Below are 14,117 nucleotides of genomic sequence, written 5' to 3'. Positions count from 1 at the left end.
TGAATGAACAGCGCCGACTGGAAATATCTCCCGCTGCGAATCGCGGCAACAACCGCACCCGTTTTCACCCGTCGCCTCATCAAGGCGGGCGGCAGCGTTCTGCTGGGCGTCTTGCTCGCAGGTTGCGCGGTGCAGCCCACGGCCGATGGCTCCACGGAGTCGGTCGCGAACTCCACGACGGATGCCACCGTGCATGTGCCCATCGCCGCGCCCGTGGAGCCCGTGAAGTCGGTGGAGGTGCCGCCTGCATCGGTATCGCTGCGTCAGAACTGGCGTGACCGAAGCTGGGGCAGCGCACCGCCTGCCGCCGTCGAAGTCAACAAGGGCAGCGTGACTCCTTATCCCGGTGAGCCCGAGAGCGGCGAAGGCGTGACCGCCTACGGCGCTGGCTTGCGCCCGCCAGCGGATCGCCGCGCAAGCAAGTCGCGCGATGACGACGATGATGGCGACGTCGATGATGTGGACGCCTCCGTGCCCGGCGTGCTGATCGACAAGGGCCTGGCCTCCTGGTACGGCGGGCAGTTCCACGGTCGTCTCACGGCCAACGGCGAGCGCTTTGATCGCGAGGAAATGACGGCTGCGCACCGCACGTTGCCGTTCGGCTCCAAGCTGTGTGTGCGCAATATTTCCACTGGCAAGACGGTGATGGTGCGCGTCAACGACCGTGGGCCGTTTGCACCGGGGCGTGTGATCGACCTGAGTCAGGGCGCTGCCCGCGAACTGGGCATTCAAGGGCTGGGCATCAAGCAGGTGGAGTTGTGGAAGCTGCACAAGAGCAGCGACTCCTGCCCGGATGAACTGCTGACCGCTGATGAGCGGCGTGGCAGTTCTGGAAAGCGCGTCGCCTCCAATGTGCCGATTGCGGCTGTGGCTGCATCGGCTGCGGTGAACGCGCGCGCTTCGAGCAACAAGTCATCTGCGCGCACGAAACACACCGCAGCGCGCAAGTCCGTGGCGAACCCGGTGGTCAAGACTTCGACGAAGACCGCACGCAAGCGCTGAGCGCAGCCTGCTGCCGACACTTTTTCTTTTCTGATCAACCGCCCGATTCGAGCGAGTGCGTTGCGTTGCGGTCCTGAGCGAGCAGCTCGGCCATCTGCGGCAAGGCCTTCTGCATTTCGGCCTTGAGCGTGAACGGCGGGTTGATCACGAACATGCCGCTGGCGGGTAGTCCGGGGCGCTTTTCGCCCATGGCCACGCCGCTGACCTTGCTGGACTTGACGGTGAGTGTGGCGTGCAGCCACGACTTGCCCGCCTTGACGGCCATGGTCTTGAGGCGACGCGGCAGATCATGCGCTTCGGGGCGCGGGATGATGGGATACCACACGGCGTAGACGCCGGTCGGGAAACGCTTGAGCGCATCGTCCACCATGTCGAGCACGCGGCTGTAATCGGTCTTGAGTTCGTAGCTCGGGTCGCACAGCACCAGCGCGCGTTTGGCTGGCGGTGGCAGGAATTTCTTGATGCCTTCGAAGCCATCTTCCTGCAGCACGGCAATCTGGCGACCCGCTTCGAGCTGGGCCACGTTGGCCTTGAGCGTGCGGGTGTCGGTCGGGTGCAGCTCGAACAGCTTGATGCGGTCGCGATCACGGCCCTGCATGACTTGCTGCTCGATGAATGGCGAGCCGGGGTAGACCTTGTGGGACTTGCCCGAATTGAACGACTGGATCAGATCGACATAGGCCTGCAGCGCAGGCACCAGATCCTTTGCGTCGAACAGGCGCTGCACGCCATCGACGGCCTCGCCGCTGGTTTCGGAGAATTCGCTGTCCAGTCGATACAGTCCGGCTCCGGCGTGCGTGTCGAGCACGGTCAGAGCCGTCTCTTTTTGCGTGAGATATTGCAGGATGCTGATCAGCACGGTGTGCTTGAGCACATCGGCGTGATTTCCTGCGTGAAAGGCGTGTCGATAACTGAACATCGCCGGAGTTTACGTCCCAGAGGTGCAAAGCAAGCTTTGTGTCATGAAAAACCGTTGAAATAGGCGGATGGGCAAGTTCGTTGCAAAATGTGTGGTTTTCAGCATGAAAACATGGTTGTCATTCGGGTGCGGATTTCTCCGTCTCGTATGAAAATGCGCCGTTCATGTCTGCATGGAGGCCATTCGCCCGGCTAACATGCTTTAACCTCTGATACTTGAATATTCTTGACAGTGCGTCGCATCTCCTGATTGTCCATGTCCGAAATTCCAGGCTCCCGCATCCCCAGCACCGTTGACCATGTCGACGCGTTGCCCGTGGGCGCGCGCCTCGGGGAGTTCGAGATTGTGGGGCTGCTCGGTGTGGGCGGCTTCGGGATGGTGTATCAGGCGTTCGACCACTCGCTGCTGCGATTCGTGGCGATCAAGGAATACATGCCGACCTCGCTCGCAGCGCGGGCCAACGGACGCACGCTCTGGGTGCGCTCCTCGTCGGATGAACCGTCTTTTCAGGCCGGTCTGGCCTCCTTCGTGGACGAGGCACGGCTGCTCGCGCAGTTCGACCATCCCTCGCTCGTGAAGGTGTTCCGCTTCTGGGAGGCGAACCAGACCGCCTACATGGTGATGCCGCTCTACGCGGGCATGACGCTCAAACAAGCGCGCACCCACATGCGCACGCCGCCGACCGAGGAGTGGCTGCGCAAGGTGATCTGGTCGGTCTGCAATGCGCTGCGCGTGCTGCACAACGGCAAGACGCTGCACCGCGACATTTCGCCGGACAACATCTTTCTGCAGGAAAAAGGCCCGCCGGTGCTGCTGGACCTGGGCGCTGCACGCTTTGCCATCGAAGACCGCGACCACAAGCACACTGCCGTGCTCAAGGTGAACTACGCGCCGATCGAGCAATATGCCGACGCGGACAGCGAACTCAAGCCCGGCCCGTGGAGCGACATCTACTCGCTGGCCGCCGTGATCTACGGCGTGATCTGCAACGACGTGCCCCTGCCGTCCACACTGCGCTCGATCCGCGACCGCATGGTGCCGTTTCCCCGCGTGGCGCGCACGGTGCGCAAGCAGTTCGGCGTCGAGTACTCGGGTCCGTTCGTTGATGCGATCAGCAAGGCGCTTTCGCTGCAGCCGCGCGACCGTCATTGGACGGTGGATGCCTTTCTGGAGCAGATGGGGCTGACGAGTGCGCCAGCCCATCTGGACAAGTTCGATTTCCGTGCCGATCTGGGCGAGAACTGGATCGACCCGAAGGCGCAGGCGCGCAACGACGCATCGATTCTGATGGGCCTGACCGACTCCGAGGCTGGCTCTGGCGAATCCGTGGATGCGGCCAAAGAGCCAGCGCGTCGCAATACCGACCATCTGGTCACCGTGCTGCATGTGCCGGGATCGGACAACAAGGGTGCGGCTCCGGCTGAAAAACCCGAAAAGCCCGAAAAATCGGAAAAATCGCGCTCATCCGAACGCCGTCGCCAGCCGGAAGAAGCGCCCGAGACGGAGTTCCAGGACACGGTGGTCCGTGCGATGGACGATTTTCAGGATTCGGTGATGGAGCCTCATGACTCCTTCGAGAAGACCAAGGCCATCGATCCCAAGGGCAAGGTGGCCGAGCTGACCGCAGTCGCCATGGCCAGCGCACAGTCATCAAGCGCATCCTCCTCCGGCGCGAGCCGTTCGGGCTCGCCCGGGAAAAGTGCTCCTTCGCCCGGCAAGAGCCGCTCCTCGTCCAAGCGTCCCTCTGCAGGTGGGCGACCGGGCAGTGCGCGCAAGACGCTGGTGCTGTCTGCTGCGCTGTTGGTGCTGGTCGGCGGTGCGGCCGCCTGGTATCTGGCGACCCAGTCCGCTCCTGCACAACCGCCTGTCGTAGCGCAGACACCCGTCGTGACGCCCACGCCGGACGAGGAAATCATCACCGAGTTGGCCGATCCTGCAAAGAATGCGGCCAGCGAGGCGGCTTTGTTGGCCGCCGCCGCCGTTGCAGCGAGCGAGAGTGCTGCTGCTGCTGCGGCAGCTGCTTCTGCTTCAGCGACGACACCTGTCGTTGCCGTGGCCAAGGAGCAAAAGCCCAAGGTCGCTCCTGTGCGCAAGCCCGTGGAGACTGTGTCTCACGAGCCCACGCCTGCGCCGCAGCCCGCTCCGGCCCCTGTTCCGGTGGCGGCTCCGGCCTCGCAGGCCGCGCCGTCCAAGCGGGTGAACCCGGAAGATGCCTGCTCGGGCGCTGGCTTCCTCGCCAAGCCCATGTGCGTGCACAACCAGTGCCAGCAAGCGGGCATGGAAAGCCATCCGGTCTGCGTCGAGAGCAAGCGCAAGCGCGAAGAAGAGCGTCGCCAGCGCCAGATGTATACCCAATAGCAATAACGGCGGCCCATTCGGCTGGCCCACCGTTGTTTTTCGGGGGCTCGCGACAGGTGCTTGCACTGGGTCGCGCCAAATTTGTATAATGCTTGGCTTTGCAGCGATTTATTGGTCCCGCGGCAAAGGGTTCTGGAGTGCGAACTTCAGGGCGAGACCACCTAAGAGGCTTCCATCAGAGTTGCACCGACCGTGGAAAAGGACCGCCAAACCTCCTCTTTTTGAATAGAGAAACTCATGACTACTACTTTCAGCGCAAAGCCCGCTGAGGTTGTGCACGAGTGGTTTGTGATTGACGCCACCGATAAGGTGCTCGGACGGGTAGCCAGCGAAGTTGCCCTCCGTCTGCGCGGCAAGCACAAGGCCATTTACACGCCTCACGTTGACACTGGTGACTACATCGTCATCATCAACGCATCCAAGCTCAAGGTTACTGGTACCAAGTCTCTGGACAAGGTCTACTACCGTCATTCGGGCTATCCAGGCGGCATCACTGCCACCAACTTCCGTGACCTGCAAGCCAAGCATCCTGGCCGCGCACTCGAGAAGGCCGTCAAGGGCATGCTGCCCAAGGGTCCTCTGGGCTACGCCATGATCAAGAAGCTCAAGGTGTATGGCGGCGACGAGCACCCACACACCGCACAGCAGCCCAAAGTGCTGGCCATCTAAGGAGCTATGAATGATTGGTGAATGGAACAATGGCACAGGCCGTCGCAAGTCCAGCGTCGCCCGCGTGTTTCTGAAGAAGGGTTCCGGCAAGATCACTGTGAATGGCAAAGACATTCAACAGTTCTTCGGCCGTCAGACCTCCATCATGATCGCCAAGCAGCCGCTGGTGCTCACCGACAATGTCGAAACTTTCGACATCCAGGTGAACGTGCACGGCGGCGGTGAATCCGGCCAAGCCGGTGCCACCCGCCACGGCATCACCCGCGCTCTGATCGACTATGACGCGTCGCTGAAGCCAGTGCTGAGCCAAGCCGGCTTTGTCACTCGCGATGCGCGTGAAGTTGAGCGTAAGAAGGTCGGTCTGCACTCCGCACGCCGCGCCAAGCAGTTCTCCAAGCGTTAATTTGCTTGTTGTTTGCTGGGACTTGTTCTGGCAACTGCTACACAAAGAACCGCCTTCGGGCGGTTTTTTGTTGTCTGCTCGGTTTTGTTCTACGAAGCCTGTTCGGCATCGATGGGTGACTCGTTTTGAGGAGCCAATACAGCCCCTCATGCGTCGTTGTGGAAGCCTTGCCGTACGCGAGTACTGATCTGCGGCTTCACGCCTAGCCTGAGGGGCTGTCTTGGCGTTGTGGCTTCCAACTCTGCGGCCCGCTGCGCTTCTTGGGCCTGCTCCGGCTGGCGGAAGCATCCTTTCTGGATCCTGAATGCCCACATCGGCTCTGGCGTCAACGGCGATATCCGATGCATTTACTCGCCCATTGCAGTAGCATAGGCAACTATATATCTCCAACAAGGGGTCTGATTCCATGAGCGCAGTAGCAGAAACCATCACCACGACCGAAATGCCCGCACCTATCGTCTTCACCGACAGCGCCGCTGCCAAGGTGGCCGACCTGATCGCGGAAGAGGGCAATCCTGATCTGAAGCTTCGCGTGTTCGTGCAGGGCGGCGGCTGCTCGGGTTTTCAGTACGGCTTCACCTTCGACGAAATCACCAACGAAGACGACACCACCATGACCAAGAATGGCGTGTCGCTGCTGATCGATGCGATGAGCTACCAGTACCTGCTGGGCGCTGAAATCGACTACAAGGAAGACCTGCAAGGAGCGCAGTTCGTGATCAAGAATCCGAATGCCACGACGACTTGCGGTTGCGGTTCCAGTTTCTCGGTGTAATTTCCGGAGCGGGCCTGACGGGCTTGATGCCCCACAATGCAAAAGCCGCCTTTTCGGGCGGCTTTGTGTTTTCTGGCGCAGTCGTCTGAGTCGTCTTCAGGCAGGGTAGATCGCGCCCAGAATGCGCGGGCCGCGTGCGCCTGTGACCGAGGCCAGATTGCCAGGAAGACCGAGCAGGCATTGACGCGCCAGCCAGGCGAAGGCGGCGGCTTCGACCTGTTGTGGGTCGATGCCGTGCACAGTGGACGATTGCACCAGCACGCCCGGCAGATGGGCCTCCAAGCGCTTCATGAGGTGCTGGTTGAGCGCGCCACCGCCGCAGACGATCAGCTCCTTGGCTTCGGGGGCAAGGCGTTTGAGATCGTCGGCGCACGAGATGGCGGTCAGTTCGGCGAGCGTGGCCTGCACATCCTGGGCATCCACGTCAGAATGCTTGGCAAGGGCTTGGTGCAGCCAATCGGGGTTGAACAGGTCGCGCCCGGTGCTTTTGGGCGGTGTCTGCGAGAAATAGGGTTCCTGGAGCAACGCGGCCAGCAGCGGGCCCACGACCTTGCCCTGGGCGGCCCAGGTGCCATTGGCGTCGTACCACTTGCCGGTGTGTTCGTGGCACCAGTAGTCCATGAGCGCGTTGGCCGGGCCGCAGTCGAAGCCGAGCACCGATCCATCGGCACGCAGCACGCTCAGGTTGGCGATGCCGCCCAGATTGAGCACGGCCACGGTCTCGTTCGGGCGACCGAATACGCCGACGTGGAAAGCGGGCACCAGAGGCGCGCCCTGACCGCCCGCCGCCACATCGCGCGAGCGGAAATCGGCGACCACCGTGCAGCCGCTGAGTTCCGCGAGCAAAGCCGGGTTGTTGAGCTGCAGGGTGTAGCCGTTGCGGTCGAATTCCTGCGGGCGATGCCGCACGGTCTGGCCATGTGCGCCAATGGCGGCGATGTCTGAGGATTTCAGTCCCGCTTGCTTGAGCAGATCGCGAACGACTTGGGCGTAGGTGCGGACCAGTCCATTGGCTGCGAGCGCCGCGCGGTGGAGTTCGTTGTCGCCCGAGGTGTTCAGCGCCAGCAGCTCGGCGCGCAGATCGTTCGCAAACGGGCTGGAGGCGTGCTGCTTGAGCCGAGGCTTGCCGTCGTCGGCAAAAGCCACCAGAACGCCGTCCACGCCGTCCAGCGAGGTGCCTGACATCAGGCCGATGTACAGGCCACTGCCGATCGGGCTGTCGTTGCGGTCAGTCGTCATGGGCGTCCTTGCGCAGCGACAGTGTGAGGATCAATCAGATTCAGTCGGCGCGGGCCGTGGTCTGCAGCGCTGCTGAGGACAGCTGGATGCGCATGTTTTCAGCCAGACGGTCGAACGCAGGGCGCGATGTCTTGGAGATCGGGCGTGATGCGTCGCTTGCCAGGGCTGCGGCCATGGGGTCGCGCTGCTCGCCGTTCACGCGCAGTTCATAGTGCAGGTGCGGGCCAGTGGCCCAGCCGGTGGAGCCGACAGCGCCGATCTTCTGGCCTTGCTCGACCGATTGCCCTTGCTTGACGTCGACCGAACTCAGGTGGGCATAGACCGTTTCCTGCTCGCCCGAGTGCTTGATGTAGATGACGTTGCCGTAGCCATTCTGAACGCCGGCAAAGGTCACCACGCCGTCACCCACCGTGCGCACGGTGGTGCCGGTGGGGGCGGCCAGGTCGGTGCCATTGTGGGCGCGCCAGGTCTTGAGAATCGGGTGCATGCGCATGGAGAATGCGCTGCTGATGCGGGTGAACTCGACGGGCGAGGTCAGGAACGCGCGCTGCATGCTGTCGCCATTGAGCGTGTAGTACGCCGCCTTGCGACCGGGTTCCTGGAACCAGACGGCGTCGAAGGTCTTGCCGTTGTTGTGGAACTCGGCGCTCAGCACGCGACCGGCGCGCAGGGGCTCGCCGTCGGCTTCCAGCGTTTCGTAGACGACCGAGAAACGGTCATCCTTGCGCAGGGAGCGGTGGAAATCGATGTTGTTGGCGAACACGTCGGCCAGTTGCACGGCCACCGAGTCGGGGATGTTGGAGGCATCGGTCGCCGCGAACAGTGAATTGCGGATCACGCCGCCCGCAAAGCGGCTGCCCACGGTCAGCGGGGCGGTTTCGATGTTGGCGGAGAACTTGCCGTCGCCGGTGTTCTTGACCACGAGGCGCTTGAAATTGCCGCTCTCGTCGGGTGCCCAGCGTGCGGTCAACAGCGTCAGGCGATGATCGTCGGTGGTTTCGGTCGTGACCGAGCGACCGGCACGGCCCAGCAGGTTCTGGCGGACCAGTTCGTTGGTGCGCAGGAAAGCGGCTGCGGCCGGATCGGCCACGCCCATGCGCTGCAGCAGGCTCTCGGCACTGTCGCTGCTGCGGGTGGTGTCGGATCTATAGAGCGAGTAGCTGGGAATGTCCACCAGTGCGGACAGCGGCTGGTCTTCGGCCAGCGAAGTGGCGGCGTGAGTGATCGTGCGAATCGGCAGATCGGACGCATCCGGGCCCAGATTGGCCACGGCGAAGGCACCGCCACCACCGGTCAGAAGAACGGCAGCCACGGCTGCCGCAATGCGCTTCGGATGATTCTGGGCTATCAGGACAAGGCGCTCGGCCAATGCCGTATACGCGGTAGTTAAACCATGCTTCAAAAGTCGTACCCCTGAGCTTTTGGGCGCATATCCGGGGCAAACCAGCTGAATGTCAGGGGAATGAGGGCGGATATCGCAGTATTCTGGTGCGCAGTTACAAGGATGTGGGCGACGTTCATATGACGAGCCTACTAAAATCCTTCACCGCATCGAAGTGCAGAAGTATAACGACCATGTCTGACCAGACACCCATAAAAACCCTTATGAATCATTCAGCTGTTACAACATACCCGGTCACCGACAGTGTCAGACAGGCGCTTGAAATCACTCTGCGCGGCGTCGACGAACTCCTGCCCAAAGAGGACTGGATCCAGAAATTGGCGCGCTCGGAAGCCACCGGCAAACCCCTGCGCATCAAGCTCGGCCTGGACCCGACAGCGCCCGACATCCACATCGGTCACACGGTCGTGCTCAACAAGATGCGCCAGTTGCAGGACCTGGGTCACACGGTGATCTTTCTGATCGGCGACTTCACGACCTTGATCGGCGATCCATCGGGCCGCAATACGACCCGTCCTCCGCTGACGGCCGAGCAGATCAAGATCAACGCCGAGACCTACCGCGATCAGGCCTATAAGGTGCTGGATCCCGCCAAGACCGAGCTGCGCTACAACAGCGAATGGTGCGACCAACTGGGCGCGCGCGGCATGATCCAGCTGTCGGCCAAGTACACGGTGGCCCGCATGATGGAGCGCAACGACTTCCATCAGCGCTTCACCGATGGCAGCTCGATCAGCTTGCACGAATTCCTCTACCCGCTGCTGCAGGGCTATGACTCGGTGGCTTTGAAATCGGATCTGGAACTCGGCGGCACCGACCAGAAATTCAATCTGCTGATGGGCCGCCACCTGCAGGCTGAATATGGTCAGGAATCGCAGTGTGTGCTCACCATGCCTTTGCTGGTGGGTCTGGACGGCGAGAACAAGATGTCCAAGTCCAAGAACAACTACATCGGCATCACCGAGGACGCCAACACCATGTTCGCCAAGGTGCTGTCGATCTCGGACACGCTGATGTGGGACTGGTACACGCTGCTGTCGTTCATGAGCCTGCCGGAAATCGCCGCGCTCAAGCTCGAAATCGAAGGCGGCCGCAATCCCAAGGATGCCAAGGTGCTGCTGGCCAAGGAAATCACCGCGCGCTTTCACAGCGCTGCGGCGGCCGAGGCGGCGGAGCAGGACTTCATCAACCGCAGCAAGGGCGGTATTCCGGACGACATTCCCGAGGTGCAGCTCTCGGGCGCGCCGATGGGCATCGGTGCCTTGCTCAAACAAGCCAACCTGGCGCCTTCGGGCAGCGAAGCCAACCGCCTGATCGACGGCGGCGGCGTGCGCATCGACGGCACGGTGATCAGCGACAAGGGCCTGAAGGTCGAAGCCGGCACTTTCGTGCTGCAGGTCGGCAAGCGCAAGTTCGCCCGCATCACGCTCGCCTGAGCGCGAGGCTCGCTCGTCCCTCCCGGTCTGTCTGATCAGGTCGGGAAGGGCACCAGATTCGCCTCGGATTCTTTTTCGAGCGCGGCTTTCATGAAGGGCAGATAGGCGCGGTCCACCACGCAGATGTGGTGGATCAGCCAGTCCTTGAGCAACTCCAGCGCCTCCTGGCCGACGGTCTCGCCGTCCTCGAAGCGGGTGAGCAAGTCCATGATGCGCCCGGTGAACACGCCGTGCTCGGCCTCGTGCGCTTCCTCGTGCGAGTAGGCATATTTGCGGAACAGCACCTCTTCCATGATGAAGTGGTTGTGCGTGTAATCCACCAGCGATTCCAGAATCTGCCCGATGACGGGGCTGAGTGGGCCCACATCGCGGATTTCGTCATGCATTGCGTTTGCCAGATCGACCAGAACGCGGTGCTGCGTATCAATCTCGACAATTCCAAGTTCCAGCTCCGCGCTCCAGGGCATCAAAGTCATCAGCATCCTCCGGCTGTGGGTTCCAACAAAGAGGGTCAGGATGCCAGTAAATTGTTAAAAACGTGTATAGGTGTTACGGTTATCTCCAGCCAAGTTTGATTGGCTTTTGATGTATCGCAAATGCATATGTTGATATGCCTCAAGCTGGCTGAAATGAGGGTTGCGCTGCATCAAGTCGCTTGAATGCCGCAGCGGCGGATGGCCTTCAAGAGTCTCAAGGGAGATCGTCCCGCATGTCGGTGTCCGGCACCTCGCCAATGGCTTCGCGCGTGGTCTGGGCCTGCAACTGCAGCCATGCGCAGAACGCCTGTACCTCCGGGCGCTGGGCACTTCGCGGGCCAATGATGAGCCAGTAGGCCAGCGGTGAATCGAGCCGGTGGCCTGGCAGCACCTCGACCAGATCGCCCGTGGCGAGCGCGTCGGCGACCAGCGGCATGCGCGCCAGCGACAGGCCTTGCCCCGCCAGCGTGGACTGCACGATCTGCTGCGCGTAGTTGAAATACAGCCAGCGCGCGGGCTGCAGGCGCGAGACGCCATAGACCTCGAACCAGCGTCGCCAGGTGATCCACTCGAAGTACGACAGGCGGTGCGCATCGCCCGCTTCGATCAGAGTGAAATGCGCTACGTCGCCCGGCGTCTTGATCGGCTGCATGCTTTTGAGCAGCCACGGACTGGCGACCACGCACAGCTGTTCGCCGAAAAGACGCTTGGCACCGAAGGGCTGCGAACCAGAAACAGCAGAGCGCAGGGCGAGATCCACATCCGAGGTGTCCAGATCGACCACGTTGTCGCTGGCGTCGATGCGGATGTCGATGTCGGGATAGTTGCGCTGAAAGTCTTCGAGCCGTGGAATCAGCCACATCGACGCAAAGCTCGCCCAGGTGGTGATCGCCACATTCTTGCGGCCCGCTGTCTGGCGCACCATGCGCACGGCGGCGTCGAGCCGTTCGAGTGCGGGCGTCAGCGTCTGGAACAACTGGCCGCCCGCCGTGGTCAGTTCCACCGCGCGCGTGTGGCGCAGGAACAGGGGCACACCCACTTCTTCTTCGAGCGCCTGAATCTGGCGGCTCACAGCCGATTGCGTGAGTGCCATTTCGTCGGCCGCCGCGCGGAAATTGAGATGCCGTGCCACGGCCAGAAACGCACGCCAGTTGCCCACCGACACGGGGCGCGTGCGCAGATGCGCAATCGGCGGTGGCGTGGGTGGCAGCGAGGGCTGCGCGGAGGCGGCGGGCGAGGTGGGCTTGGTCGGCTTGGTCGGCTTCATTTTGTCGGGATGAGATTGATGCGGTTTGCGCATCTATCAGAGGGTTCCATTTCATTGGACGATGGAAACGCCCGCGAGTCAAATACTCAGCACATCCAATGACTTGCAGCCCACAAAAGGAGTCCGCCATGACCGCGACCCATGTTCTCGATTCGCAACAATCTTCACATCAACCATCTCATTCCACCGAACGCGTGGGCTTCTTCCAGATGAACACGCTGCGGGTGGGTAATGCGGTAAGCCTGCACAGCCGCGAGGCCATGCGGCTTTCGCTTCTGGCGAGCAGCGGCAATGCCTGGATCACCCAGACGTCGGGCAGCGCGCAGGCTGAGGACCTGTTTCTGGGTGCCGGTCAGACGCTGGATGTCGCGCCCGGTCAGCATGTGGTTCTGGAGCCCGCCGCGCAGCAGGCCGTGCGCTATCAATGGGAGCGCCGCAAGGCATGAGCAGAGAAGCCGGATAATCAGGCTTTTGCTTTTCATCCTTCAGGGGATCGAGGTCCGAGTGACCTGATCGCCTGTTCTCACGACACACATGACAGCGCAAATCGACATCATCATCATGGCTGCGGGCAAGGGCACGCGCATGAAAAGCCGCACTCCCAAGGTTCTGCAACGTCTGGCGGGCAGGCCGCTGCTGCAACATGTGGTGTCGCAGGCGCAGAGCCTTGCGCCGCGCCGCGTGGTGGTGGTGACGGGCCACGGCGCGGAGGAGGTCGAGGCCGCGTGCTCGGCTTTCCAGTTGCCGACAGCGACGAAGTTCGACATGCAGTTCGTGCGTCAGGAGCCGCAGCTCGGCACCGGTCATGCCGTGCAGCAGGCCGTGCCCAAGCTGCAGGATGACGATGGCGTGGTCGTCGTGCTCTCGGGCGACGTGCCGCTCACGCAGGCGCAGACGGTGGCCGATCTGGTCCAGGCTTCGGGTGGTGACAAGCTCGCGCTGCTGACGGTGCGCGTTCCCGATCCAACCGGCTACGGCCGCATCGTGCGCGATGCCAACGGCGTGGTCCAGCGCATCGTCGAGCACAAGGACGCGAGCGACGAGCAGCGCGCGATCAACGAGATCTACAGCGGCATCATGGCCGCGCCTGCCAAGCATTTGAAGCAATGGCTCGCGCGCATCGACAACAACAACGCGCAGAAAGAGTATTACCTGACCGACGTGGTCGCAATGGCCGTGGCCGATGGTGTCGGCGTGGTCGGCCACTGCATCAACGACCCGTTGCAGGTCGAGGGCGTGAACAGTCCCATGCAACTGGCGGCGCTGGAGCGCGCGCACCAACTGCGTCAGGCCACCAAGCTCATGGAGCAGGGCGTGCGCATGGCCGATCCTGCGCGTTTCGATCTGCGTGACGATGTGCGCGGCGTGCTCGCGCAGCTAGACTGCTCGACCGACGTGGAGATCGACGTGGGCTGCATCTTCACCGGTCAGGTCGAGATCGGCGAAGGCGCGCGCATCGGCGCGTATTGCCACATCAGCAACGCGAAGATCGCGGCGGGTGCGGTGATTCATCCGTTCACGCACATCGATGGCGAAAAGGCAGGGGCTTCCGTGGGCGAGGGCGCTCTGATCGGTCCGTTCGCGCGGCTGCGTCCGGGCGCGCAACTGGGGCGCGAGGTGCACATCGGCAACTTTGTCGAGGTCAAGAACTCCACGCTGGCCGATGGGGCCAAGGCCAATCATCTGGCGTATCTGGGCGATGCAACCGTGGGCGAGCGGGTGAACTACGGGGCGGGGAGCATCACCGCCAACTACGATGGTGCGAACAAGCATCGGACGGTGATCGAGGCCGATGTGCATGTGGGGAGCAACTGTGTGTTGGTGGCTCCGGTGACCATCGGGGCGGGGGGGACTGTGGGTGGTGGGTCTACGGTGACCAAGAACACTTTGCCGGGGTCTTTGACTGTGGCTCGGGGGAAGCAGGTTTCCATTGCTGATTGGACGCGGCCTGCGAAGAAGTGATTCTTCGTGATTCTTTTTTGGCTTCTGCTCGGTGGTTCAGGTCCGATGCCGGGAGTTCCGCCCGGCGGCGGAGTAACTTTTCGCTGGCGCGCGAAAAGTCACCAAAAGCGCGCTTGAATACCTGCGGCAAAACTCTCTGCGCGCCGTAGGCGCTCCGTTCAGACAGCTTGCCGCAAGTCAGTCTGGAAGAGGTGTGATTCGGCACTTCG

Annotated in this window: 13 protein-coding genes; 8 read left to right on the top strand and 5 right to left on the bottom strand. The window is 62.2% G+C overall.

The annotated features are described in order from the left end of the window. Positions 1-3 precede the first annotated feature (3 nt). Positions 4-1,002 (top strand): septal ring lytic transglycosylase RlpA family protein, encoded by a 999-nt coding sequence (locus G7048_RS28765; protein ID WP_166067495.1) that lies wholly within the window; start codon positions 4-6, stop codon positions 1,000-1,002. A 34-nt stretch (positions 1,003-1,036) separates the two neighbouring features. Here the strand turns inward: G7048_RS28765 and G7048_RS07305 are convergent, their stop codons facing one another. Next, on the bottom strand, positions 1,037-1,921 hold the full coding sequence (locus G7048_RS07305; protein ID WP_166067494.1) for a 23S rRNA (adenine(2030)-N(6))-methyltransferase RlmJ: 885 nt from the start codon (positions 1,919-1,921) through the stop codon (positions 1,037-1,039). 255 nt (positions 1,922-2,176) lie between these two features. On the opposite strand from G7048_RS07305, the gene G7048_RS07300 reads away from it, so the two are divergent. The 4 genes from G7048_RS07300 to erpA all read left to right on the top strand — a co-directional run bounded on the left by G7048_RS07300 (position 2,177) and on the right by erpA (position 6,126). Further along, positions 2,177-4,279 (top strand): serine/threonine-protein kinase, encoded by a 2,103-nt coding sequence (locus G7048_RS07300; protein ID WP_166067493.1) that lies wholly within the window; start codon positions 2,177-2,179, stop codon positions 4,277-4,279. 237 nt (positions 4,280-4,516) lie between these two features. Further along, complete coding sequence (gene rplM / locus G7048_RS07295; RefSeq protein WP_166067492.1) at positions 4,517-4,948, top strand: 50S ribosomal protein L13; 432 nt, start codon at positions 4,517-4,519, stop codon at positions 4,946-4,948. Positions 4,949-4,958: 10 nt separating this feature from the next. After that, positions 4,959-5,351 (top strand): 30S ribosomal protein S9, encoded by a 393-nt coding sequence (gene rpsI, locus G7048_RS07290; RefSeq protein WP_166067491.1) that lies wholly within the window; start codon positions 4,959-4,961, stop codon positions 5,349-5,351. Positions 5,352-5,757: 406 nt separating this feature from the next. Then, positions 5,758-6,126, top strand: a complete 369-nt coding sequence (erpA, locus tag G7048_RS07285) for an iron-sulfur cluster insertion protein ErpA (protein WP_166067490.1) — start codon at positions 5,758-5,760, stop codon at positions 6,124-6,126. 96 nt (positions 6,127-6,222) lie between these two features. Here the strand turns inward: erpA and G7048_RS07280 are convergent, their stop codons facing one another. Next, a complete protein-coding gene (locus G7048_RS07280; protein ID WP_166067489.1) occupies positions 6,223-7,365 on the bottom strand; it encodes an anhydro-N-acetylmuramic acid kinase in 1,143 nt (380 codons plus the stop codon). Between the two features lie 40 nt (positions 7,366-7,405). Beyond that, complete coding sequence (locus G7048_RS07275; protein WP_166067488.1) at positions 7,406-8,767, bottom strand: M23 family metallopeptidase; 1,362 nt, start codon at positions 8,765-8,767, stop codon at positions 7,406-7,408. Positions 8,768-8,970: 203 nt separating this feature from the next. Between G7048_RS07275 and tyrS the strand changes: the two genes are divergently transcribed. Continuing rightward, positions 8,971-10,203 (top strand): tyrosine--tRNA ligase, encoded by a 1,233-nt coding sequence (gene tyrS, locus G7048_RS07270; RefSeq protein WP_166067487.1) that lies wholly within the window; start codon positions 8,971-8,973, stop codon positions 10,201-10,203. A gap of 35 nt (positions 10,204-10,238) precedes the next feature. Here tyrS and G7048_RS07265 read toward each other — a convergent pair whose 3' ends face one another. Next, positions 10,239-10,679, bottom strand: a complete 441-nt coding sequence (locus G7048_RS07265; protein ID WP_166067486.1) for a bacteriohemerythrin — start codon at positions 10,677-10,679, stop codon at positions 10,239-10,241. 214 nt (positions 10,680-10,893) lie between these two features. Next, a complete protein-coding gene (locus tag G7048_RS07260; protein ID WP_166067485.1) occupies positions 10,894-11,946 on the bottom strand; it encodes a LysR substrate-binding domain-containing protein in 1,053 nt (350 codons plus the stop codon). Positions 11,947-12,074: 128 nt separating this feature from the next. Here G7048_RS07260 and G7048_RS07255 point away from each other — a divergent pair, with 128 nt between their 5' ends. Both G7048_RS07255 and glmU read left to right on the top strand, forming a co-directional pair. Beyond that, on the top strand, positions 12,075-12,392 hold the full coding sequence (locus G7048_RS07255; protein WP_166067484.1) for a DUF2917 domain-containing protein: 318 nt from the start codon (positions 12,075-12,077) through the stop codon (positions 12,390-12,392). A gap of 88 nt (positions 12,393-12,480) precedes the next feature. Continuing rightward, positions 12,481-13,908 carry a bifunctional UDP-N-acetylglucosamine diphosphorylase/glucosamine-1-phosphate N-acetyltransferase GlmU gene (gene glmU / locus G7048_RS07250; protein WP_166067483.1) on the top strand — a complete coding sequence of 476 codons (1,428 nt, stop codon included), beginning with the start codon at positions 12,481-12,483 and terminating at the stop codon, positions 13,906-13,908. Positions 13,909-14,117: the final 209 nt, after the last annotated feature.

Source organism: Diaphorobacter sp. HDW4B (assembly GCF_011305535.1).
Classification (GTDB): Bacteria; Pseudomonadota; Gammaproteobacteria; order Burkholderiales; family Burkholderiaceae_C; genus Diaphorobacter_A.
Note: the sequence above shows the minus strand (reverse complement) of the source record. Positions and strands in the feature narration are given on the sequence as shown.